Annotated in this window: 21 protein-coding genes and 7 tRNA genes; 9 read left to right on the top strand and 19 right to left on the bottom strand. The window is 72.6% G+C overall.

What is annotated here, in order from left to right; genetic code table 11:
- The 9 genes from ABZ340_RS09255 to ABZ340_RS09215 form a co-directional block, all read right to left on the bottom strand.
- Positions 1-72, bottom strand: a tRNA-Val gene (locus ABZ340_RS09255).
- Between the two features lie 39 nt (positions 73-111).
- A complete protein-coding gene (locus ABZ340_RS09250; protein WP_358781121.1) occupies positions 112-558 on the bottom strand; it encodes an SRPBCC family protein in 447 nt (148 codons plus the stop codon).
- Positions 559-609: 51 nt separating this feature from the next.
- Positions 610-3,360: a Tat pathway signal sequence domain protein gene (locus tag ABZ340_RS09245; protein ID WP_358781120.1), complete on the bottom strand. Its 2,751-nt coding sequence runs from the start codon at positions 3,358-3,360 to the stop codon at positions 610-612.
- 105 nt (positions 3,361-3,465) lie between these two features.
- Entirely contained in the window at positions 3,466-4,065 is a 600-nt protein-coding gene (locus tag ABZ340_RS09240; protein ID WP_358781119.1) for a hypothetical protein, read from the bottom strand.
- Positions 4,066-4,078: 13 nt separating this feature from the next.
- Positions 4,079-4,972, bottom strand: coding sequence for a carbohydrate ABC transporter permease (locus tag ABZ340_RS09235; protein WP_358781118.1), 894 nt, complete (start codon positions 4,970-4,972; stop codon positions 4,079-4,081).
- Positions 4,969-5,970: a sugar ABC transporter permease gene (locus ABZ340_RS09230; protein WP_358781117.1), complete on the bottom strand. Its 1,002-nt coding sequence runs from the start codon at positions 5,968-5,970 to the stop codon at positions 4,969-4,971. The genes ABZ340_RS09235 and ABZ340_RS09230 overlap by 4 nt, the downstream gene beginning before the upstream one ends.
- Positions 5,970-7,259 (bottom strand): extracellular solute-binding protein, encoded by a 1,290-nt coding sequence (locus ABZ340_RS09225; protein WP_358781116.1) that lies wholly within the window; start codon positions 7,257-7,259, stop codon positions 5,970-5,972. The genes ABZ340_RS09230 and ABZ340_RS09225 overlap by 1 nt, the downstream gene beginning before the upstream one ends.
- Before the next feature lie 382 nt (positions 7,260-7,641).
- Positions 7,642-7,713, bottom strand: a tRNA-Val gene (locus ABZ340_RS09220).
- A 614-nt stretch (positions 7,714-8,327) separates the two neighbouring features.
- The gene (locus tag ABZ340_RS09215; RefSeq protein WP_358781115.1) at positions 8,328-8,789 is read right to left on the bottom strand and encodes a TIGR02611 family protein; all 462 of its coding nucleotides are present in this window, start codon (positions 8,787-8,789) and stop codon (positions 8,328-8,330) included.
- A gap of 191 nt (positions 8,790-8,980) precedes the next feature.
- Here ABZ340_RS09215 and ABZ340_RS09210 point away from each other — a divergent pair, with 191 nt between their 5' ends.
- On the top strand, positions 8,981-9,394 hold the full coding sequence (locus ABZ340_RS09210; RefSeq protein ID WP_004002642.1) for an SsgA family sporulation/cell division regulator: 414 nt from the start codon (positions 8,981-8,983) through the stop codon (positions 9,392-9,394).
- Positions 9,395-9,785: 391 nt separating this feature from the next.
- Complete coding sequence (locus tag ABZ340_RS09205) at positions 9,786-10,346, top strand: CGNR zinc finger domain-containing protein (RefSeq protein WP_358781114.1); 561 nt, start codon at positions 9,786-9,788, stop codon at positions 10,344-10,346.
- Positions 10,347-10,437: 91 nt separating this feature from the next.
- On the opposite strand, the gene ABZ340_RS09200 is transcribed toward ABZ340_RS09205, so the two are convergent.
- Positions 10,438-10,590 (bottom strand): hypothetical protein, encoded by a 153-nt coding sequence (locus tag ABZ340_RS09200; RefSeq protein ID WP_358781113.1) that lies wholly within the window; start codon positions 10,588-10,590, stop codon positions 10,438-10,440.
- A 229-nt stretch (positions 10,591-10,819) separates the two neighbouring features.
- Positions 10,820-11,251 (bottom strand): hypothetical protein, encoded by a 432-nt coding sequence (locus ABZ340_RS09195; RefSeq protein ID WP_358781112.1) that lies wholly within the window; start codon positions 11,249-11,251, stop codon positions 10,820-10,822.
- Positions 11,252-11,477: 226 nt separating this feature from the next.
- Between ABZ340_RS09195 and ABZ340_RS09190 the strand changes: the two genes are divergently transcribed.
- Positions 11,478-12,002, top strand: a complete 525-nt coding sequence (locus ABZ340_RS09190; protein WP_358781111.1) for a DsbA family protein — start codon at positions 11,478-11,480, stop codon at positions 12,000-12,002.
- Positions 12,003-12,274: 272 nt separating this feature from the next.
- On the opposite strand, the gene ABZ340_RS09185 is transcribed toward ABZ340_RS09190, so the two are convergent.
- From ABZ340_RS09185 to ABZ340_RS09175, 3 genes are read right to left on the bottom strand one after another with little or no spacing between them, the layout of a single operon-like run.
- On the bottom strand, positions 12,275-13,099 hold the full coding sequence (locus ABZ340_RS09185; RefSeq protein WP_358781110.1) for a GNAT family N-acetyltransferase: 825 nt from the start codon (positions 13,097-13,099) through the stop codon (positions 12,275-12,277).
- 52 nt (positions 13,100-13,151) lie between these two features.
- Entirely contained in the window at positions 13,152-13,973 is an 822-nt protein-coding gene (locus tag ABZ340_RS09180) for an aminodeoxychorismate lyase (RefSeq protein WP_358781109.1), read from the bottom strand.
- The gene (locus ABZ340_RS09175; protein ID WP_358781108.1) at positions 13,970-15,022 is read right to left on the bottom strand and encodes a chorismate-binding protein; all 1,053 of its coding nucleotides are present in this window, start codon (positions 15,020-15,022) and stop codon (positions 13,970-13,972) included. The genes ABZ340_RS09180 and ABZ340_RS09175 overlap by 4 nt, the downstream gene beginning before the upstream one ends.
- Positions 15,023-15,200: 178 nt before the next feature.
- On the opposite strand from ABZ340_RS09175, the gene ABZ340_RS09170 reads away from it, so the two are divergent.
- The 5 genes from ABZ340_RS09170 (at position 15,201) to ABZ340_RS09150 (ending at position 15,660) form a co-directional block, all read left to right on the top strand.
- Positions 15,201-15,273 (top strand) — tRNA-Gly (locus ABZ340_RS09170).
- 38 nt (positions 15,274-15,311) lie between these two features.
- Positions 15,312-15,385: transfer RNA gene (locus ABZ340_RS09165), tRNA-Cys, on the top strand.
- Between the two features lies 1 nt (position 15,386).
- Positions 15,387-15,458, top strand: a tRNA-Val gene (locus ABZ340_RS09160).
- A gap of 19 nt (positions 15,459-15,477) precedes the next feature.
- Positions 15,478-15,549, top strand: a tRNA-Val gene (locus ABZ340_RS09155).
- A 39-nt stretch (positions 15,550-15,588) separates the two neighbouring features.
- Positions 15,589-15,660 (top strand) — tRNA-Val (locus tag ABZ340_RS09150).
- A 56-nt stretch (positions 15,661-15,716) separates the two neighbouring features.
- On the opposite strand, the gene ABZ340_RS09145 is transcribed toward ABZ340_RS09150, so the two are convergent.
- The 3 genes from ABZ340_RS09145 to ABZ340_RS09135 form a co-directional block, all read right to left on the bottom strand.
- Positions 15,717-15,998 (bottom strand): zf-TFIIB domain-containing protein, encoded by a 282-nt coding sequence (locus ABZ340_RS09145; RefSeq protein ID WP_358781107.1) that lies wholly within the window; start codon positions 15,996-15,998, stop codon positions 15,717-15,719.
- An 80-nt stretch (positions 15,999-16,078) separates the two neighbouring features.
- Positions 16,079-17,029 (bottom strand): aminoglycoside phosphotransferase family protein, encoded by a 951-nt coding sequence (locus ABZ340_RS09140; RefSeq protein ID WP_358781106.1) that lies wholly within the window; start codon positions 17,027-17,029, stop codon positions 16,079-16,081.
- A gap of 305 nt (positions 17,030-17,334) precedes the next feature.
- Positions 17,335-17,544, bottom strand: a complete 210-nt coding sequence (locus tag ABZ340_RS09135; RefSeq protein ID WP_358781105.1) for a hypothetical protein — start codon at positions 17,542-17,544, stop codon at positions 17,335-17,337.
- A 639-nt stretch (positions 17,545-18,183) separates the two neighbouring features.
- On the opposite strand from ABZ340_RS09135, the gene ABZ340_RS09130 reads away from it, so the two are divergent.
- A complete protein-coding gene (locus tag ABZ340_RS09130; RefSeq protein WP_358781104.1) occupies positions 18,184-19,698 on the top strand; it encodes a protein kinase in 1,515 nt (504 codons plus the stop codon).
- A gap of 70 nt (positions 19,699-19,768) precedes the next feature.
- Here ABZ340_RS09130 and ABZ340_RS09125 read toward each other — a convergent pair whose 3' ends face one another.
- Both ABZ340_RS09125 and cobA read right to left on the bottom strand, forming a co-directional pair.
- Positions 19,769-20,602, bottom strand: coding sequence for an RNA methyltransferase (locus ABZ340_RS09125; protein ID WP_358781103.1), 834 nt, complete (start codon positions 20,600-20,602; stop codon positions 19,769-19,771).
- 114 nt (positions 20,603-20,716) lie between these two features.
- Entirely contained in the window at positions 20,717-21,949 is a 1,233-nt protein-coding gene (cobA, locus tag ABZ340_RS09120; RefSeq protein ID WP_358781102.1) for a uroporphyrinogen-III C-methyltransferase, read from the bottom strand.
- Positions 21,950-22,019 lie beyond the last annotated feature (70 nt).

Raw genomic sequence — 22,019 nt, 5'->3', positions numbered from 1 at the left:
TGGGCGATACTGGGATCGAACCAGTGACCTCTTCGGTGTGAACGAAGCGCTCTCCCGCTGAGCTAATCGCCCGGGAACGCACTGAACAATACAGGTCCCGGCGCGCTTCCTTCAAACCGTCGCCAGATGCGCCGCCAGTCCGCGCCGCCCGGACCGCATCATCAGCGCGTGGTTGGCGCGGAAGACCGGGCGGCCCGGGACCGCCAGCCGCCGCAGCAGCGGCTTGCGCACCTCGACGACCTGCTCGTAGCGGGCGAGCGTGCCGGTCCCCCGCGGGATCACCGTCCAGCGCGCCCAGCCCTCGACGTCGCCGGACAGGGCGACCTCCAGGACCCCGGCCGCCGGGTCGCGCCGCCGCTCGCGCAGGGTCGTGGTCAGGTCGTACGGCAGCAGGGACCGGATGCGGACGAGCCCGCCGGCGGCGCCGAGCCGGGTGACCTGGCGCACCTGGTGCCACCAGCGGGGGTAGTCCTCGACCCGTTCCAGGGCCCGGTAGACGGCCGGGGCGGGCGCGGGCAGGGCCCACAGACTGCGGAAGCGGTAGTGGTTCCAGTCCATGGGTCCCGTGTTCCCGCGCGGGCCCGTTCCGTGCCGCCGCGGCATCCGCCGTTACGGCATCCTGTCCCCGAGGAGCGCCAGGTTCTCGATGGCGGCGAGGCCGTAGAGGGCGGTGTCGTTGGTGGACACCCAGGGCGCCTCGCTGCCCGGCACCAGGGTGGCCGGGCCGCTGAGCTTCTCCGTCCGCCAGGGCGCGGACTCCTTGTAGCCGTCGGAGTTGTAGAACTTGTCCCAGGCGCGCCTGGCCAGCTTCTCGTCGCCGGTCTGGACGGCCGCGTAGGCGTCGAGGCGCGAGTGGCCTTGGAAGAGGATCAGGGAGCCGAAGTTGCTGCCGTAGCGCGCCGCCTGCTCGGCCTTGGTGGCGTTGTAGTAGCGGCAGTAGTCGAGGTAGGCCTCCTTGAACTTCGGCATGTCGACCAGGTCGATGAGTTCGGCGCACAGCTCGTTGAGGCCGAAGACGGCCGACAGGTGGGAGACGGAGACGGCCGGCTTGTCCGCGACGGCGAACTTCCCGGTGTCCAGGTCGTACAGGCCGCTGCCCTGGACGAACCCGTTGGGCTGGGCGGCGATGGTCTCCATGGTGGACAGCACGCGCGCGCGTGCCTTCTCCCACTTCGGTCCCCTGCGCTCCCACTCGGTGAGCCAGGCCGACACCAGGCCGCTCCAGTCGGTGCCGAAGCCGATGGACAGCGCGTGCGGGTCCGGCGTGTAGCCGGGGTCGGGGCGGACCTTGCGCTGGGGGTCGAGCACGAGGAACGTCTCGTCGGAGTCGACGTTGGCGTGCATGAGGTCGCCGACGCGTTCGTCGGCGGTGAGGAAGTAGTAGTAGCGCCGGTAGGTGGTGTTGGCGATGCGCTGCTGCTTGGCGCTGTCGGCGTAGTGCTGGACGCCGTGGCGGGTGCCGAGGCCGGCCCACGTGCCGAGGTGGTAGACGTCGACCTCGCCGGTGTGGCGGGTCATGGCCTCGGCGAAGCGGAAGAGGTCGGCGCGGCCGGAGCGCAGGTAGGCGTACCAGAGCCACAGGTCCGGGGAGAGCTCGGAGTTGTCCCAGGCGTAGCCGCCGACGTCGTAGCGCCACTGGTGCCGGGCGGTGTCGTAGGTGTGCATGATGTCGCCGTAGTCCCAGAAGCCGTACCAGCGGCGCATCTCCACCTGGTCCTTGTAGTAGGTGAAGAGGAAGTCCAGGTGGTCCTCGATCTTCGCCTTGGCCGGGGTGGAGCGGTCGGGCTCGGCGTACAGGCCCTTGCCGAAGACGCCCGCCTCGATGAGCTGCTTCGGCGGGGCGGCGAGCTGGGGCAGTACGCGGACGGCCTCGATCTGCCGGGCGAGCTCCTCGGCGTCCGGGGTGGCGGCGTTGGCCCAGAACAGCAGCTCGGAGGTGCGGGCGATGCCGTAGGGGGTGCCGAAGCCGGGCTCGTAGTCCTCGTAGGTGATGTTGAGGCCCTCGAGCTGTTCGGCGTAGGTGTCCTGGCCCAGCCCGTCGTGGTAGAAGCGCAGGTCCATGGGCTGCGCCTCGGGCGACCAGAGCCAGAGGGTGACCTCGGCCTCGTCGGTGTGGGCGCCGCGGATGTCGAGCTGGGCGGGGAACTTCTCCCAGAAGTCGCGCAGCCCGAAGGAGAGGCCGCCGCTCACCCCGCCGACGTACCCGAAGCCGGAGGCGCGCCGTCCGCCGCCGGCGCCGATCCAGCCGTGGCCCTTCTTGGTGCGCTTGCGCACGGTGAAGCCGTCGGCGGAGAGCTGGGAGAGTGTGTAGTCGCCCCATTCGGGGATGTACTGGAGGCGGGTGGTGACGCGCTGGTCCCAGGTGGCGGGGTCGGGCAGCTTCTTGCCCTCGTACTGGGCCGTCTGGACGGCCGCGCCGGGGTCGCGCCGCAGGCCCGTGATGCCCTTGACGGCCTCGCGGAGCAGGCCGGTGCCCTCGCCGCCGATGCGGATGTGCCGGTCGTAGCTCTCGTCGCGCATCGGGACGGTGAAGCGGACGCCGAGGCCGCGGATGAAGTCGCCGCTCGCCTTGCCCGGTTCCTGGGTGCCGTCGTAGGTGATGGTGTGGACCATGCGGAAGGAGTCGGCGCCCGCGTAGAAGTACAGGCGCAGGGAGAACGGCAGCCAGCCGCGGTCGCCCTTGCGGTGCTTGCCGTCGATGCGGACGACGGCGCGGACCGGGCCTTCCTGTTCGACGGTGACCTCGGATATGGCGCCGTCGAAGCGTTCGGTCTTGACCGTGCCCTGGTCGCCGTCCTCGATCTCGGGCTGGCGCAGCAGCACGAGCCGGCCGTTCCTGGCGATCTCGGTGGAGCCGCGGGTGACGGATTTGACGAGGGTGGCGCCGGAGGTGCCGATCCGCGCGGTGATGACGCCGGTCGAGATGTCGATGGTGCCGCCGCGCCGGTCGACGGTGACCTTCTTCTCGGGCGCGGCGGGCGTCCCGGCCGTGAGGGTGAGCTTGCCGTCGCCCGAGGCGACCGCGTGCGCGGTCCACTTCAGGGAGCCGTCGGGCCAGTAGGCGAGCGGCCAGGACTGCACGGGTACGGCCCTGCCGTCGGCGTCCGTCACCGCGAACGTCTGGTCCTCCCGGTAGGTGCCCTTCGGCCAGGGGACGCCGACGGTGGAGCCGGGGGCGGCGCCCAGGCCGCCGTCCTCCAGCCAGTCCAGGACGACGGGGGCGGCGCCGGCCGCGTCGGCTCCGGGCGCGGCCTGCGCGTCCTCGGCGCCCAGCGCCCAGCTGAACTGGGCGGCGGCTCCGGCGACCGCGGCGGCCTTGAAGAGGGATCTGCGGGGGATGCCACGGGGGATGGGGGACATGGCCTTTCCTTTCCGTGCGGGGAGAGTGACGTACGGCTCGGATGGTCAGGGGCATGACAGAGAAAGGCGCGGCGCCCGGAAGACGCCGGCCCGGCGGAGGGACGCTCAGCGGTGCCGGTACCGCTCCTCCACGGCGACGGCCGCCGCCGCGACGGCCCCGAGGACGGGCACCGCCAGCGGCGCGCTGAACCACGCGGAGCACACCACCACGGCCAGCCCGCCGACGATCAGGAAGGACCCGGCGGGGTCGAGGACGGTGTGGCGGCCGGCCCGCGCCAGCAGCGACCGCCAGGAGGCGCCGGGCCGCCACAGGGCCGCCGCGCGCAGCCCGGCCACGACGGCGCCGATCAGGGCGGACACGCCGACGGCGCCCACGAGCGGCCCGCCCGGCAGACCGGCCCGTACGGCCTGGACGTCCGCCCACACCGCGGCGAGGGCGGCCCAGCCGGCGAGCCCGGCGAGCCACCCGCCGCGCAGCGCGGAGCGGAAGTCGGCCGCGAACTCGCGCCAGGTGCCGCGCTCGTGGGCGAGCAGGCGCCGCAGGTGCCGCGCGCCGGCCGCGAACGCGGCGGGGTAGGTGACCAGCGGCAGCGAGGCCACCGCGATCCACACGCCGGTGAGCAGGCACTCGGCGAACAGGGCGAACCGTTCCGCCGGCCGTGACTCCCCCGGTCCGGTACGGGCTTTCGCACGCGCCTGACTCATGACGGAACCCACCTCAGCCCTTCAGACCGGACGTCGCCATGCCGTCGATCAGATAGCGCTGGAAGGCCAGGAAGAAGGCGAGGACGGGCAGCAGGGCGACCAGCGACATCGCGATCATGCCGCCGTAGTCGGCCACGGCCTCCTGGTCGACGAACATCTTCAGGCCCAGCGAGACCGTGTACTTGTCGGGCTCGTTGAGGTAGATCAGCGGGCCCATGAAGTCGTTCCAGGCGTTGATGAAGGTGAAGATCGCGCTGGTGATCAGGGCGGGGCGGGCCAGCGGGAGCACGATCGACCAGTAGATGCGGAAGTGCCCGCAGCCGTCGAGGCGGGCCGCCTCGTCCAGCTCCTTCGGCAGGTTGCGCATGAACTGCACCATCAGGAAGACGAAGAACGCTTCCGTGGCGAGGTACTTGCCCAGCAGCAGCGGCGTGTACGTGTTGATCATGTCCATGTTGCGGAACAGCACGTACTGCGGGATCAGCAGCACGTGGTACGGCAGCAGGAGCGTGCCGATCATCAGCGTGAACAGCAGGTTCCGCCCGGCGAACCTGATCTTCGCGAAGGCGTAGGCCGTCAGCGAGCAGGACACCAGGATGCCGATGACCGAACCCACGGAGAGCAGCAGCGAGTTCAGGAAGAACGTGCTGATCGGGACGTCGGCGATGCCCTCGGTCAGGCGCGTGTAGTTGCTCGTGATCGGGTCGCCCGGGAAGAGGTCCAGGCTGCCGACGATGTCCTCGCTCTTCTTGAAGGAGCCGCCGACGACCCAGACGAGCGGGTAGAGGATCACCGCGAGGAGCGCCAGCGACCCGAGGTGCCAGGCGAGCGAGCCCGGCAGCCGGCGCCGCAGCGCCGCCGCCTTCGGGGTCCGGGCCGGTGTGACGTCGGTGGCCTGTGCGCTCATCGGCCGCCCTCCTCGTAGTGCACCCAGCGCTTCTGGGACCAGAACAGCACCGCGGTGACCAGGGCGACCGCGAGCAGCAGCATCCACGCCATGGCCGAGGCCAGGCCCATCCGGCTGTTCTCGAAGCCCTGGACGTACAGGTAACAGGTGTAGACCATGGAGCCGTCCGCGGGTCCGCAGGCGTTGCCTCCGGCGCCGCCGCCGACGATGTAGGCGGAGCTGAAGATCTGGAAGGAGTGGATGGTCTCCAGCAGGACGTTGAAGAAGAGGACCGGGGAGATCATCGGCAGGGTGATGTTCCAGAACTGCCGCAGCTTGCCCGCCCCGTCGACGTCGGCCGCCTCGTACAGCTCGCGCGGCACCTGCTTGAGCCCGGCCAGGAAGATGACCATGGGGGCGCCGAACTGCCAGACGGTGAGCGCCACCAGGCTGTAGATGATCAGGTCCGGGTCACCGGTCCAGCCGCCCACGTCGATCCCGAAGAGCTGCTGCGTGCGGTCGACGACCGCGTCGTCCGAGAAGATCGCCTTCCAGACGATGGCGACGGACACGCTCGCGCCGATCAGCGACGGCGCGTAGAACGCGGCCCGGTAGAAGGCCTGCCCGCGCCGCTTCTGGGCCAGCAGCAGCGCCACACCGAGGGCGGCGAGCAGCTTGATGGGGGTGCCGACGACGACGTACCACAGCGTGACCTGGACCGAGTGGCGCCAGCGCGGGTCGGCGAACATCTCGGAGAAGTTGTCCAGGCCGATCCACCGGGGGGCGTCGAACAGGTTGTAGTCGGTGAAGGCGAAGTAGAGCGAGGCGGCCATCGGCCCTGCCGTCAGCAGCAGGAACCCGGCGATCCAGGGGGACATGAAGAGGTAGCCGGCCAGGTTCTCCCGGCGGCCCCGCCGCTTGAGGGCGGCGGGGTGCGGGGACTTCACCGGACCGTGCCGCGGCTCGGGGTCCCGGGCCAGGCCCTCCCTCGCAGGGGCGTGTGTCACGGCGCTTCCCATCAGCCGGCGAGAGCCGTCTTCGACTCGGTGAAGAACTGCTGGACGGCCTCGTCCACGGACCGCTTGCCCAGGGCCATCTCCTCGGCGATGCGCAGGAAGGCGCTCTCGCAGATGTCGGCGCCGCCCGGATGCGGGGTGATGGGCTCCAGGACACCGGCCTTCACGAGCGACTCCTCGTAGGCGGCGATCGCCTTGTTGACCGGGTCGGTGGGCTGGTACGCGTCGTACTGGGCCTGCGTCGCGGGCACGCCGCGGTCGTACCCCATGATCTTGGCGACCTCGGGGTCGTGGACCATGAAGTGGATGAACTGGGCGACTTCCTTGGGGTGCCGGGTGCGCTTGGAGGCGCTGAGCATCAGGGAGCCGAGGTACTGGCCGGTCTTCTTGCCGTCCGTGGTGGGGATGGGCGCGAGGCCGTACTCGCTCTTGCCCTCGGAGGTGTAGCGGACGGTGAAGTTGTCCCAGGTGAACTCGCCGCCGGCGAGTTCCGCGGAGAGCGCCGCCTTGGGCTTGATCTGGGCGACCTTCTTCGGGTCGGCGTACAGCCCGGACTTCACGCCCTTCTCGGCCTTGGTCCACCACTCGGTCAGGTCCGCCTCGGTGAAGCCGAGTCCGTCCTCGGTGAAGAACGCCTTGCCGTGCTGACGCAGGTACAGGTCGTAGAGGTACATGACGCCGTACATGCCGCTGTCCCCGGCGCGCCCCGTCCTGTCCCGTATCCTCGCCATCGCCTTGTCGAAGTCGTCCCAGGTCCAGCCCTGTTCGGGCGTGACGCCGGCCCGGGTGTAGACGGGCTCGTCGATGACGAGGGCCATCGAGTTCGAACCGACGGGCACGCCGAGGAGCTTGCCGTCGACCTCGCCGAACTTCTCCAGGCCCGCCCGGAACCCGTCCATGGAGAGGTTGCCGGCCTTCACCTGCTCGCTCAGATCGAGCAGCACATTCTTCGCATCGTATTTGCGCAGGAATCCGATGGCATTCTGGAAGACATCCGGCGGATTTCCACCGGAGGCCTGGGTGTTGAACTTCTTCCAGAAATCGAGGTACGGCTGGAAGTCGGTCTTCACCTTGATCTTCGGATACTTCTTCTCGAAGAGCGCGATGGTCTTGTTGATGCGCTCGGCCCGGTCCTCGGCCCCCCACCACGAGTAACGGATCGTCACCGTTCCGTCTCCCGAACCGCTGCCGCCACCGCACGCCGTGGCCGTCGCCCCCAGCCCCGCGACGGCCAGCGAGGCCCCCGCCGCTTTGAGGATCGTCCGCCTCTCCACATTCCTGCCCTGCTGCATACGAGCCTCCCCGCGACGTTGCGTCCGCCTCATGAATCGTTTCAAGTAAGCGCTTGCTGGCACAAGGTACGGAGGGCCTACGGGCACGTCAATGATTCGGACAGGAATTGATGGGCGCGGCGGCGGGGGGCACCCGGACGGCGCCCCGGGTCACATCGGCGCGGACGGAGAGAAACACCCAGGTCGGCGTGGCGTGATCGACGGACCGAACAGCGGCGGGCCCCGCGCGGCACCGTCCGCGGAAGGTCACGGTTCAGTGAAGACGGCCGAAGCGGAACGCCCGCGCGGCCGGCCCGGCGGCGCGGAGCGGGCACGCCGGGCGCCCGCACACGACGAAGCGGCCCGGCTCACGATCGGTGAGCCGGGCCGCTTGGTGATCCGGTGGGCGATACTGGGTTCGAACCAGTGACCTCTTCGGTGTGAACGAAGCGCTCTCCCACTGAGCTAATCGCCCGGACGCAGGAAGAACATTACCGCATGTCAGGGGGTGCTGGTGACCAGCGTGGGGGTGCGGTCCGGGCCACGAGGGCGAGCGCGCCCGAAGGGGGCGACCGGCGCCGGACGGCGGGAACACGCCCCGGGCCGTGACGGACGCCGGGCCCGCCCGGAACATCGGCCCATCCGCCCACCTGCGCGGAACGGCGGCCCGCCGGCCGCCTGCGCGGGCGGGCGAGCGGGCGGACAGGGCTCGCCCCGGCCGGCCGCGACCGGAACGCGGATCCCCGCACGGAACGGCGCCGGGAAGGCGGCCTTCCGCACCCGCGGCGAGAGCGGAGCGACCTGGGCCGATCCGGAGCGACTCAGACCGGCCCGGAACGACCTGGAGCGACTTGGACTGGCCCGAAGTGACCTGGACCGGCCCGAAGTGACCTGGACCGGCCCGAAGTGACCTGGACCGGCCCGGAGCGACCTGGACCGGCCCGGAACGGCAAAGAGGCCGGAGGCCGGCGAAAACCGCCGCCCTCCGGCCCGCACCGCGGATCCTCCCCGCCGCCACGGCAGGGCGGGCACACCTGCCCGGCGATCAGGACCTCGCCGCCCGGACACCCCGGCCCGCCCGCGCGCAGATCACTGATCCTTGATCTTCCAGGGCATCTCGAAACCGAACTTCCAGACGTAGATGCCGACCAGCGCGGCGATGACGACCAGGCCGATCACCGTGAGGATGATGTTCCGGCGGCGCACCTTGGGGTCGAGCGCCCGCTGTGCCGCTTCGGTCACCTTGCGTTTGGTCCAGCGGAGCACCAGCTGGGCCCACACGAACTCGGTCGCCCAGATGGCCATGCCACCGAAGATCACGACCCACCCCGGCCCGGGCAACGGCAGCATGATCACGCCGGCCGCGACGACCGCGAGGCCGACGATGAAGACGCCGACCTGCCAGCTCAGATGCAGTACGCGGCGCGCCTTGACGTATTCCGGCGCACGCGAACCGAGCCCCCGCTCGTCGTGCGTCCCGTCCGTTCTGGCCTCGCCGGTTTTTTCCGATGCCACGGCAACCTCGCCCGGCTCGTCACTCCCCGTATTCATACAAGGAGACCCTACCCGAGGCTAACCAGTCACCGAAATGGCCGCATCTCGACAACGATCTCTCGGCCGGACGAGGTACCTAAAGGCACGCAAAACACTCAGAGGGGTTTACAACGGCACCGTAGGTGGCATGTCGATTTCGCCGACGTGCGAATCCCCGAGCGCACACTGAGCGAAAGGCCCTGGCGCTTATGAACACCACGGTCAGCTGCGAGCTGCACCTGCGCCTCGTTGTGTCGAGCGAGTCCTCCCTGCCTGTCCCCGCAGGCCTGCGGTACGACACGGCCGACCCCTACGCCGTGCACGCCACCTTCCACACCGGAGCCGAGGAGACCGTCGAGTGGGTGTTCGCCCGCGACCTCCTCGCCGAGGGGCTTCACCGCCCCACGGGCACCGGCGACGTCCGCGTCTGGCCGTCGCGCAGCCACGGTCAGGGCGTCGTGTGCATCGCCCTGAGCTCCCCGGAGGGGGAGGCACTGCTCGAGGCCCCGGCACGGGCCCTGGAGTCCTTCCTGAAGCGGACCGACGCCGCCGTGCCCCCCGGCACGGAACACCGGCACTTCGATCTCGATCAGGAGCTCTCGCACATCCTGGCCGAAAGCTAGGGCGAGGCCCCCGCGAAGCCGCCCGGCGCCGTCGACTCGGGGTGACGGCTCGGGCGGCCGGGACAACCGCATACGGCACACACGGCGCCGTCGCCGCGGACCACCGCGGGGCGGCGCCGCTGCGTGCACTCCCGCACGGAGGGTGAGCGGGCGGGCGCGCACGGTGCGGTGACGCGCGGGGCCGCCGCGCCCGCCGGGGAGTGCCGGGGCGCGTTCGGGGGCACCGACGGCCCGGAGCGCCTGCAGGCGGGAACCGTGTCCCGCCGGCCGCCGTTGTACCGGCAAGCGCGGGCGCGGGCCCCGGACGGCACCGGTGCGGCACGGCCGGGAGCCACTACCATCGGCCAGCATCGGCGGGCGCCCGCCCGACCCCCAGGCCAGGGAGCGAAACGTGCTGATCACCCACGACACCCGGTGCGCCCTCGACACCGTGGTGGATCTGGTCAACACCGCGCCGGAGGACGAAGCGGCGCCGGACGGGCTGCCGGACGTCGCCGCTCTCGACGAGTTCGTACGGAACCACGAGGTCAGCGATGTCGGCGCGCTCTCCGAGTTCGACCTCTCGGCGGTGCGCGAGGTCCGCGGCCGGTTCGCCTCGGTCTTCGCGGCCCCCGACACCCGGACCGCCGCCGGACTGATCAACGAGCTGGTCGCCGCCGCCGGCACCACGCCCCGGCTCACCGACCACGACGGCTACGACTGGCACGTGCACTACTTCGCTCCCGGTGCCTCCCTCGCCGACCACCTGGCGGCCGACTGCGGCATGGCCCTGGCGTTCTTCGTGGTCGCCGGGGAGCGCGAGCGGCTGCGGCGCTGCGAGGCCCCCGACTGCCGGCGTGCCTTCGTCGACCTCTCCCGCAACCGGTCCCGGCGCTACTGCGACAGCCGCACGTGCGGGAACCGTCTGCACGTGGCCGCTTACCGGGCGCGGCGGAAGGAAGCCGCGGGCTGACGGCGCCGGCCGGGGCGTGCCGGGTTCGGCCGGGACACGTCCGGTGGCGACGCGGCCCCCGGCGGGTGGCGCCGGGGAGCGCGGGTACGGCTCAGAGCAGCAGCAGATCGTGCAACGCGGCCATGAGCAACAGACAGCCGATCACCGCAAGGAAGATCATCAGCGGTGGCTGGGAAAGAGCGAAGAGACAGCCGCGCGGTTCGTCCTGTGGTGGCGCGGCGTCCCTCTGGGGCGTGTCCAGCATCTCGCGGGCGATGATGACGCAGCCCACGCACCCGGCGCGATCAACACGCGGGGAAAGAACGGGAGTCCGCCGGATCCCGTGATCTTCGGTTCAGGTTGTGATCGGTTCAGGACGACCTGATGCCTCACTGTGTCGCTTCGCTCCGCACGGCCCGCGGGCGCCGCGCGCCCTGCCCTCCGCGCGGGCGCGAGAGGCCCGCGGACCTCTCGCGCCGCCCCTCACATGCCGTTCATATGCCGTGCTTCTTCAGGATGGCCTCGATGTCGCTGAAGTCGTCCTCGGACCGGGACGCGGACCCGGCCGCCGGACGGGAGCTCGCCCCCAGGGAGGGCGCCGAGGCCGTGGGCGCCACCGCCTCCCGGCGGGCGGCGGCGCGGGCCGCCTTGCGCTCCTTGCGGGTGCCGCCGCGGCGGCGCTCCACCGTCCGCGTGGTCGCGAACAGCAGCCAGGAGGCGCCGAGCACCCCGAAGCCGGCCCAGGCCATCGGGCTGAACGCGGTGTCGGCGAGCCAGTCGACGATGCCGGTCATCACCAGGCCGACGGGGACCAGCGCGTAGGCGGCGATGCGGGCGGCCGTCAGGAAACGCCTGCGGTACGCGGTGATGGCCGCGATGCCCAGGCCGGCCGCGGACACGGCGGAACAGACGGTCTCGGCAATCATCCGGTCCTCCAGGCAGAGCGGTCGGGCAGGGCGGTCGGGCAGGCCCTTCGTCCCTCCATCCTGCACCGCCCGCGCCCCGCCGGGCCACGCCCCGAGCGGACATCAGGGACTTCTCCGGGTCACCTCCTCCGCAGGTGCCGGTGGTGGCCGTACGTCCCCGGCCGGCACGGCCGCGACGGGCGAGGTCCGGTTGGGCCGCCGGTGCGGGGGCTGGGAGACTGGGTCCATGAGCGACACCTCCCCCGACCGTCCCGCCGCGCCCGTCCTCGACGTCTGGTGCGAGCTCCAGTGCCCGGACTGCCGTACCGCGCTGGACGACGTCCGCGCCCTGCGTGCCCGCTACGGCGACCGCCTGGAGCTGCGGCTGCGGCACTTCCCGCTGGAGAAGCACAAGCACGCCTTCGCCGCCGCGCAGGCCGCCGAGGAGGCGGCCGCGCAGGGGCAGGGCTGGCCGTACGTGGAGGCCGTGCTGGCCCGGGTCGAGGAGCTGGACCGCAAGGGGGAACCTCTCCTGATCGAGGTGGCCCTGGAACTCGGCCTGGACGCCGAGGAGTTCGACACGGCGCTGATCGACGGCCGGCACATCCTGATCGTCGACGCCGACCAGGCCGAGGGCAAGGCGATGGGCGTGACCGGGACCCCGACGTACGTGATCGGCGGCGAGCGCCTCGACGGCGGCAAGAGCCAGGAGGGCCTGCGCGCGCGCATCGAGGAGATCGCGGACCGGCTGCTGGCTGCGCAGGGGAGCTGAGCCCCGGGGCTCCCGTCCGCGGGTGCGGTACCGCGCCGAGCGCGGGGAACCGCCCGCGGCGGCGGCCCCGGCCGCTCTCCACCGGGGAGGGCCCTGTCCGCGGGCCGCATCGCCCGTGAGGACGAAGCACCTCGGGAACCGAGCCGCTCCCCTCCCTCCCCACGCATTCCCCCACACACAGGACGTCCGTCCGCGGCCCGGACCGCTCCCCGCCCACGTGCCCCGCTCCGAGCCCGGCCCCTCGCCTCCTCACGGGGCCCGCCCCGGGACCGCTACAGCAACGTCTTGCAGTAGATGTACTGCGTGGTCTCGTAACCGAGCGACTCGTACAGCCGCTCGGCCGGGGTGTTCCCCGCGAAGACGTTGAGGCCGAGAGCGCGCCGGCCCGCGGTGATCGCCTGCGCTTCCGCCAGCCGCATCAGCGTGCGGCCGTGCCCCCGGCCGCGATGGGCCGGGTCGGTCTCGACGCCGAAGACCCAGGCGCTGTCCTCGCGCAGCGCCAGCCACAGGACGCCGACCCGCGCCCCCTCGTGTTCCAGGACGCTGAACAGCATGTCCTCGGTGTCCGGTCCCTGCGGCAGGAGCATCTCGTGGTCGCGCCGCGCCTTGGCGGACGCGGCGGCCTCGGGGACGCCCCGCTCGGTCCAGGCCCGCACGAAGCGCTCCGCGTCCTCCGCGTGCCACACCTCGAACTCGGCCCATGTCATGGGCCGCACCCGGTTGCCCGCGGGCAGCTCCGGCGGCGTGCCACCGAGCCGTTTGGCCATGGCTCGGTTGCGCAGGACGTAGCCGAGCTCCTGCGCCAGGTGCAGCGCCGCCCCGGCGGCGGCCGGGACGGTCGCCTCGATCTGGCGGCAGCCCCAGCCGCGCGCCACCTCCTCGGCGGCGAGCACGGCCACCGTGGCCCGGCCGCGCCTGCGGTCGGGTTCGTCGATGCGCAGGTCCAGGATCCGGGCCACCGAGTCGCCGAAGGCGGGAGAGGTACCCAGGTGTATCGCGCCGACGGGACGGCTGTTCACGCACACCTGGTAGTGGCGTGAACGCGTCCCGTCGGCCGCGCGCTGAAGCGGCTCCACCGGCCGCAGGGTCGTGGTCATCGGGAGTGTTCTACCCGGCCCGGCACCCGGAAGCAGCTCATATTCGCGGCCGTCAGGGGTCGAGGTCGTCCCCGGACCGCTCCTCGAAGACCCGCATGGCCTTGGCGGTCACCGGCCCGGGAGCGCCGGGCAGTTCGCGGCCGTCGACCCGGTGCACGGCCTGGACGTCCCGCAGCGTGGAGGTGAGGAACACCTCGTCGGCCCGCTCCAGGACGTCCAGCGGCAGGTCCGTCTCCCGCGCGCCGGTCCACTCGACGGTCAGCTCGCGGGTGATCCCCGCCAGGCAGCCGGAGGCGAGCGGCGGGGTGTGGATCTCGCCGTCGAGGACGACGAAGACGTTCGACCCCGTCCCCTCGCACAGCTGCCCCACCGTGTTGCCGAAGAGGGCCTCGGACGCGCCGCGTTCACGGGCGCGGGCGAGGGCGACGACGTTCTCGGCGTACGACGTCGTCTTCAGGCCCGTCAGCGCGCCGCGCTCGTTGCGGGTCCAGGGGACGGTGATCACGGCGGTGGAGTCGGGGCGGCGGGCGGTCTCGCCGAGGGCGACCACGAGGGTCGGGCCGCGGTCGCCGCGGTCGGAGCCGAGCGGGCCGTGGCCGCCGGTGTAGGTGATGCGCAGCCGGCCGAGCGGCATCGGGTTGGCCTCCAGGACGGCGGCGCAGGCGCGGCGGACCTCGTCGAGGTCCGGGTCGGGCAGCCCGAGGCCCCGCGCCGACCGGGTCAGCCGGTCGAGGTGCCGGGTGAGTGCGAACGGACGGCCGCCCACCGCCTTCACCGTCTCGAAGATGCCGTCGCCCACGGTCAGGCCGTGGTCGAAGACGGAGACGCGGGCGGACTCGATGTCCTGCAGCCCGCCGTCGAGCCAGATCTTCACCTCAGGGTCCCTTCACTCACCTCGTACGCCCCCGACGCTACCGTGAGCAGCCGGGACGCCTTCAGCTCGGTCTCCCGCCACTCCCCCTCGGGGTCGGATCCCCAGGTGATGCCGGCGCCGGTGCCGAAGCGCAGCAGACACGCACCGTCGCCGGCCCGGTCGATCCAGAAGGTGCGGATGCCGACGGCGAGCTCGCCGGTCCCCCGGTCGGCGTCGACCCAGCCGATGCCACCGCAGTACGGGCCCCGGGGCACGGTCTCCAGCGCCTCGATGATCCCCAGGGCGCTCGCCTTGGGCGCCCCGGTCACGGAGCCGGGCGGGAAGGCGGCGCCGAGCAGCTCCGCCCAGCCGGCACCGGCCCGCAGCTCGCCGCGCACCGTCGAGACGAGGTGGACGAGCCCGGGGTGCTTCTCGACGACGCACAGCTCGGGCACGGTCACACTGCCGGTGGCGCAGACCCGCCCGAGGTCGTTGCGGACCAGGTCCACGATCATCACGTTCTCGGCGTAGTCCTTCTCCAGCAGGTCCGCCTCGGTACGGCCGGTGCCCTTGATCGGGCCGGACTCCACGACCCGCCCGTCCCGCCGCAGGAAGAGCTCGGGGGACGCAGTGGATATCTCGACCCCGTGCCCCGGCAGCCGAATCGTTCCTGCATACGGCGCCGGGTTGCCCCGTGCCAGCAGGGCCGTCAGGGCGTCCACGTCGGCGCCGGGCCCGACGGGCGCGGACAGCACCCGGCAGAGGTTGGCCTGGTAGACCTCGCCGGTCGCGATGTGCTCGCGGATCCGCCGGACGGCCGCGGTGTACGCGGCGCGGTCGAGCGAGGACGTCCAGTCGCCGACGGCAGGCCCCCGCCACCGGCCCGGCACGGGCGCGGGCACCGGCTCCCGCCGTACGTCACCGAAGCGCGCGCAGGTCAGACGGCCCTCGAAGTCCGCGCACACGGCCCAGAAGCCACGGGAGTCGAGGGCGGCGGGATCACTCGTGACGTCGACGAGACCGGTGGCGACACGGTCACCGAAGCGGGCGAGAGGGGGGAGGTCGAGCACGCTGCCGAGTCTATGACCGGTGGCCCGCGGGCGGCCCGGACGCGCCCTTCCGGGCACCTCGGCCACCCCCGTGAGCAGCGGCAGCGCAGCACGCTGCGCAAACGCGTTTTTGTCCTGGCCGGGGAATCCGCTAAAGTTCAACACGTCGCCGGGACGCGGAAGCGGACCGAAACGACAAGCGGACGTAGCTCAGTTGGTAGAGCGCAACCTTGCCAAGGTTGAGGTCGCGAGTTCGAGCCTCGTCGTCCGCTCGAAGGAAGAGGGGTCCTCCCGGGTCCCCTACACTCCTGGTGGAGTGGCCGAGAGGCGAGGCAACGGCCTGCAAAGCCGTCTACACGGGTTCAAATCCCGTCTCCACCTCCAAGGACGATTAGCTCAGCGGGAGAGCGCTTCCCTGACACGGAAGAGGTCACTGGTTCAATCCCAGTATCGTCCACTGGATCTTCGGATCCCCCGCGCGATTAGCTCAGCGGGAGAGCGCTTCCCTGACACGGAAGAGGTCACTGGTTCAATCCCAGTATCGCGCACGCAGTGCTCATGATCGGATCGCTCGATCATGGTCCCGAGGACGATTAGCTCAGCGGGAGAGCGCTTCCCTGACACGGAAGAGGTCACTGGTTCAATCCCAGTATCGTCCACACACCGAAACCCCCGGTCGTCTCCGACGACCGGGGGTTTCCCCGTATCCGCTCCCTCAGGACGAGAAGAGCATGTGCCCGAAGCTCCTGTGGCGGTGGTGTCCGTGGCCGCCGCCGTGCGGGGCGCCCCAGGCGGGAGCCGGCGGCGGGACCGGAGGGGCCGGATAGGCGTGCGGGGCGGGCGGCGGCGCGGGCTGGGCCCACTGGGCTTCCAGGCGGGTCAGCGCCTCCAGCTCCCCGTAGTCCAGGAAGATCCCGCGGCAACTGCTGCACTGCTCTATCTGGATGCCGTTGCGGTTGTAGGTGTGCATCGGTCCATGGCACTTCGGACACTGCATGGTCGGCTCAACTCCTCGCCGGTAGGTCCCGCTTCACGTACTGCCAGGACAGACTCTGCCCGGCTGCGGTCGGTTGCACCTTACTTCGCGCCGCCCGGGCTCGGCTCCGGGGGGAGGGAGGCCATCCGCGCGCAGGCGTCGACCAGCGCCTGCTCCACCTCGTCCAGGGGCCGCTCCTGGGCCACCGCCTTGGTGACGGCCCGGGCGGCGGTCTGCACGGTGAGGGTCCGGGCCGGGACGTCCAGGGCGGGCCAGGGGTCGCCGTCCGGCGGGACGGCCGGGCCGGCCGCGGACCGGTAGGCGGCCAGGAAGCGGGTCCAGTCCTCGGGCGGGAGCAGTCCGCAGGCGTACCAGGCCGCCGGGCGCGCCAGATCCCACGCCGGGACTCCGAGACCGAGATCGTCCACGTCGATGAGGAGCCAGGGCCCGTCCGGGACGGGGTGGCGGACGAGCTGCCCCAGATGAAGGTCACCGTGACAGAGAACGGCGGTCTCCGGCAGGGGGGCCTCGCCGCGGGTCCACGCCGGGAGACCGGCCCAGGCGCGCAGCACCGGGCCGGTACCGGGGTGCGGAGCGGCGGCCCGGAGACGGGCGACGGCCCGGGCCGCCTTGACCGGGCCGCGCATCGGCGGCAGCGGGCGGCCGGGCACGGGGCTGCGGTGGAGACGGGCGAGGAGGACGGCCGCGTCCTCCCACGGGGCGGCGCCGGGGTCGGCCGGGTCGACGGGCCTGCCGTACGGCCAGAACGTCACGAGCCGGCCGTGCAGACCGGCCGGCTCGGTTCCGAGCGGGGGCAGGAGGATGCCGGGGAGACGGGCGGCGGCCTCCAGCCGCGCCGCCAGCTCGGCGGGATCGGTGTCCGGGGCGTGAGCCTTGGCGACGGTGCCGGCGTGCTGGACGACGGTGGCGTCGGGCCGGTCGGCGAGGGTGACGGTCGCCCCGCAGGGACAGGGCGAGGCCGAGGCGCGGGTGTGGGCGACGGCGGTGGCCTGTTCGGCGAGGGCGGGGAGGAGCGGGGGCGGCGTGGTCACGGGGGTGAGGGTACGGGGGCTCTCTGTCCGGTGTGCGGGGGTGTCCGGTGCCGGGGGACCGTCGGGTGGGTCGCGCGGCCCGGCACTGCCGGGGTGCCTTCCCCAGGCTCTTCGAGCAGGGGGCACCCCCAGCCCTCACCGGACCCCACAGGCCACCGCAGGCACCGGGTCTCCGGCAAGAGCAATGCCGGCGCAGCTCCCCAGCTGCGCCGGCATCTGTGCCGTCCGCCGCACCCCCGTCCCCACGGGGTTTCATGGATGGGATGTCCCCGCCCGGACCGCTCTTCCGGGCCTGGGGTCACCGCTCAGCGCCCCAGCATCACACCCACGGACGACGCCTGTGTGGCCACTGTCTCCCACCCGTCGAAGACGAGAAGGAGCAGGACCGCCAGGGGGAGGGCCATCACGGTCGCCACCAGCGGGTGACGGCGGCCCTGCCGGCGGGGACGGAACGCGGCGGCGTACGCCTTGCGCCCCTCCTCGCGGATCAGCGTCCGCGGTGCCGTATGGGCCATGGCCCCTCTCCTGACCGTGCTCGGTTGTCCTTGGCAGCGGCGGACGTCCGACCTCGGGGGACGAGTGCTGCGTCCGCCGCTTGACCTCAAATCTAGGTGTCGGGCGGGCACCGGACGTCATGCCCTCGTACCGATTGCCGGGCCTCCCGGAGGATGAGCCATGACCGGCGGAGTACTCCCCTGGGTGGAGACGCCGTCCCCCGCCTCCGGGACTTCCCGGAAGGGGCGCCCGCTGTGCCCCGGTTTCTCCGAGCGCGCCGTGCCGCCGGAGGCCCGCCCCCGCCCGAAGGGCGCACACGCCCCTCACGGGTGACTTCGGTCACTTCCACCACATCCCGCCTCGCCACCGTCACCGCCCGGCGCCCGGCCCCGCCCACCGCGGCCTCGTCCGTGCGTCACGCGTCGCCCACGGCCCTGCTCTCCTCCGCCCGATCCCCCCTCACGGGGCCAATCCCCCGCCCTCGGCTGCCGATTGGGAACGCCTCCGGCCCGTCGGCATCTCCTGCGCGCCCGCCCTGACCCTTCCTCAAGTCTCCTGCCGGCCACCGACAATCCGTCGGGCCGAGAGGGCGCGGCCTCTGCGCGCGAGCGGACGTGGAAACGTAAGCTGTGGCTCGTCACAGGGACCGGGCAGCGGGGATGAACATGGCGATGATGCGCCTGAGGCGCGAGGACCCGCGCGTCGTCGGCTCGTTCAGGCTTCACAGACGGCTCGGCGCGGGCGGGATGGGCGTGGTCTACCTGGGCTCCGACAAGAAGGGGCAGCGGGTCGCGCTGAAGGTCATCCGGCCGGACCTGGCGGAGGACCAGGAGTTCCGCTCGCGGTTCGCGCGTGAGGTCTCGGCGGCACGACGGATCAGGGGCGGCTGCACCGCCCGGCTGGTCGCGGCCGACCTGGAGGCGGACCGGCCGTGGTTCGCCACGCAGTACGTACCCGGGCCCTCGCTGCACGACAAGGTCGTCGACGAGGGCCCGCTCGGCGCGGCGGACGTCGCGGCCGTCGGCGCCGCCCTGTCCGAGGGGCTGGTCGCGGTGCACGAGGCCGGGGTCGTCCACCGGGACCTGAAGCCGTCGAACATCCTGCTGTCCCCGAAGGGCCCCCGGATCATCGACTTCGGCATCGCCTGGGCGACGGGGGCCTCGACGCTCACGCACGTCGGCACGGCGGTCGGCTCCCCCGGGTTCCTCGCCCCGGAGCAGGTGCGCGGGGCCGCCGTCACCCCGGCCACGGACGTGTTCTCGCTCGGCGCCACGCTCGCGTACGCGTCGATGGGCGACTCGCCCTTCGGGCACGGCAGCTCCGAAGTGATGCTGTACCGCGTGGTGCACGAAGAGCCGCAGCTGAACGGTGTCCCGGACGCCCTCGCCCCCCTCATCCGGGCGTGTCTGGCGAAGGACCCCGAGGAGCGGCCCAGCACGCTCCAGCTGTCGCTGCGGCTGAAGGAGATCGCGGCCCGCGAGGCGCAGGGACTCGCCGACGTACGGCCGCCCGCGCCGCGCGTCGGCGAGACGGACCGGCCCACGGGACGGCTCGCCGACACGTATCCGGAGCGGGAGCAACGGCGTCCCCAGAACCGGCCGGGAGCGCAGGGCACTCCCGTTCCCCGGGGCTCCACACCGCCCCGGGGCACCGCACCCGCGCGAGGCGGTACGCCGTCGCGGGGCACACCCTCGCGAGGCGGGAACCCCCCACGGGGCGGGGCGGCTTCCCGGAGCGGTGACGCCTCGCGCGGCGGAGGCACGGGATCGCGGCCCGCACGGCCTGGTACCCGGCCCAGGCCCACACCCGCCTCCCGCAGCACCACGGGACGGAACACCGGGCGCAGCACGGGGCGGAACACGGGGCGGAACGCCACACGCTCCGGCAGCGGCCGTCCGGCCCCCCGCGGCACGGGAACGGGGCTGCGGCCCGCCAATCCGCGGCTGCTGCGCCAGCGGCTGTTCGTGTTCGTGATCGTCACGCTGCTGGTGGCCCTCGGTATCGCGGCGGCCCAGGGCTGCCAGGGACCGGCGCACGGGCTCGGCGGCGAGCGGAAGGACGTACGGCAGCAGAAGCTCGTACCGGACGGCCGTACACCGCCGCACGGTGCCCTCACGCCGGAGCCGGCGGAGCAGGCGGAGCCGGTGTCCGAGCAGGACGGGCTGATGGGCTGACGGGCCGACAGGCCGAACGCCGCCGTCCGGGCCGGGTGCCGGAGCGGCCTGCCGTCCGCGGGTCCGGCGCTCAGGTTTCGGGCTGTCCGTCCCCGGGCCGCCCCGTGGCGACCGCGTAGAAGGCGACCGCTGCCGCCGCGCCCACGTTCAGCGAGTCGACGCCGTGGGACATCGGGATGCGGACCCACTCGTCGGCGGCCGCCAGCGCGCGGCGGGACAGGCCCTCGCCCTCGGCGCCGAGCATGAGGGCGACGCGGTCCATCCGGTGGGGAGCGGCCTCGTCGAGCGCCGTGGCCTTCTCGTCGGGGGTGAGGGCGAGCAGCCTGAAGCCCGCCTCCCGGACCGTCTCCAGCCCCTGGGGCCAGGGGTCGAGACGGGCGTACGGCACGGAGAACACCGCGCCCATCGAGACCTTGACGCTGCGCCGGTACAGGGGGTCCGCGCAGTCCGGGGAGAGCAGGACGGCGTCCATGCCGAGGGCGGCGGCGGAACGGAAGATCGCACCGATGTTGGTGTGGTCGTTGACCGCCTCCATCACGACGACACGACGGGCCGTCCGCAGGAGCTCGGCGGTCTCCGGCAGCGGCCTGCGCTGCATGGAGGCGAGCGCGCCGCGGTGCACGTGGTAGCCGGTGACCCGCTCGGCGAGCCGGGGGTCGACCACGTACACCGGGACCTGGCTCGCGTCGATGACGTCCCGCATGGTGTCGACCCACTTGGCCGACAGCAGCATCGACCGCATCGCGTAGCCCGCGTCGCGGGCCCGCCGGATGACCTTCTCGCCCTCGGCGATGAACAGGCCCTCGGCGGGTTCGCGCCTGCGGCGCAGTTCGACGTCGGTCAGGTCCGTGTAGTCGCGCAGGCGCGGGTCGTCGGGGTCCTCGACGGTGATCGGTTCGGCCACGGGGTGGTACTGCCTTGTCCTCGTCTTGATCCTGGTCCTGGTACTGGTACTGGTCCCGGTGCCGGCCCGGTCCTGGTCCTCGTGGGACCGGCCGGGCCGGGCCGGTTCCGCCCGTTACGCCGGTCCCTGCGGGCCCACGTGGACGACGTCCCCGACGACGATGACCGCCGGCGGCTTGACCTCCTGCGTCCGGACCGTCTCGGCGACCGTGGCGAGGGTCGCGTCGACGCGGCGCTGGGCGGCCGTCGTGCCCTCCTGGACGAGGGCGACGGGGGTGTCGGGGGACTTGCCGTGCGCGACGAGGGTCTCGGCGATCCTGCCGATCTTGTCGACGCCCATGAGGATCACCAGGGTCCCGGTCAGCTTCGCCAGGGACGGCCAGTCGACGAGGGAACGCTCGTCGTCGGGTGCGACATGTCCGCTGACCACGGTGAACTCGTGGGCGACGCCCCGGTGGGTGACGGGAATGCCGGCCGCGCCGGGGACCGAGACGGAGCTGGAGATGCCGGGGACGACCGTGCAGGGGATGCCCGCCTCGGCGAGGGCCTGCGCCTCCTCCATGCCCCGGCCGAAGACGAAGGGGTCGCCGCCCTTGAGCCGTACGACCGACTTGCCCTGCTTGGCGTGTTCGATCAGCGCGTTGTTGATGGCCTCCTGGGCCATGAAACGGCCGTACGGGATCTTCGCCGCGTCGATCACCTCGACGTGCGGGGGCAGCTCGGCGAGCAGGTCGCGGGGGCCGAGGCGGTCGGCGATGACGACGTCGGCCTCGGCGAGGAGGCGGCGCCCGCGGACGGTGATCAGGTCCGGGTCGCCGGGGCCGCCGCCGACCAGGGCGACGCCCGGGGTGCGGGTGCGGTGGTGCGGGGCGACGAGGGTGCCGTCGCGCAGCCCCTCGACGACGGCGTCGCGGATGGCGGCGGTGTGGCGGGGGTCGCGTCCGCGGGCGTCCGTGGTGAGGACGGCGACGGTGACGCCCTCGCTGTGGCCCGTCGCCGGGGTCCAGGCGGTGGCCGCGTCGGCGTCGTCGGAGCGGACGCACCACACGCGGTGGCGCTCGGCCTCGGCGGAGGCGGCCTCGTTGGCCTGCCGGTCGCTGGTGGCGATGAGGGCGTACCAGGCGTCGGCGAGGTCGCCGTCCTCGTACCGGCGCCTGTGCCAGGTGATCTCGCCCGCGTCCGCCATCGCCTCGACGGAGGGGGTGGCCTCCGGGGAGACGAGGACGATGTCCGCGCCCGCCGCGATGAGGGCCGGGAGGCGGCGCTGGGCCACCTGGCCGCCGCCGAGGACGACCACGCGGCGGCCGGTGAGGCGGAGACCTACGGGGTAGGCGGGGTGTTCGGCCATGGCGGTGCGACTCCTGTTGTACGGCGGTGCGGTGGCCTGGGGCGGTGCGGCGGTACCGGCGTGCGCGGTA

Source organism: Streptomyces sp. NPDC006134, assembly GCF_040628835.1.
Lineage (GTDB): Bacteria > Actinomycetota > Actinomycetes > Streptomycetales > Streptomycetaceae > Streptomyces.
The sequence above is the reverse complement of the archived record's forward strand: the minus strand, read 5'-3'. Positions and strand labels throughout refer to the sequence as shown.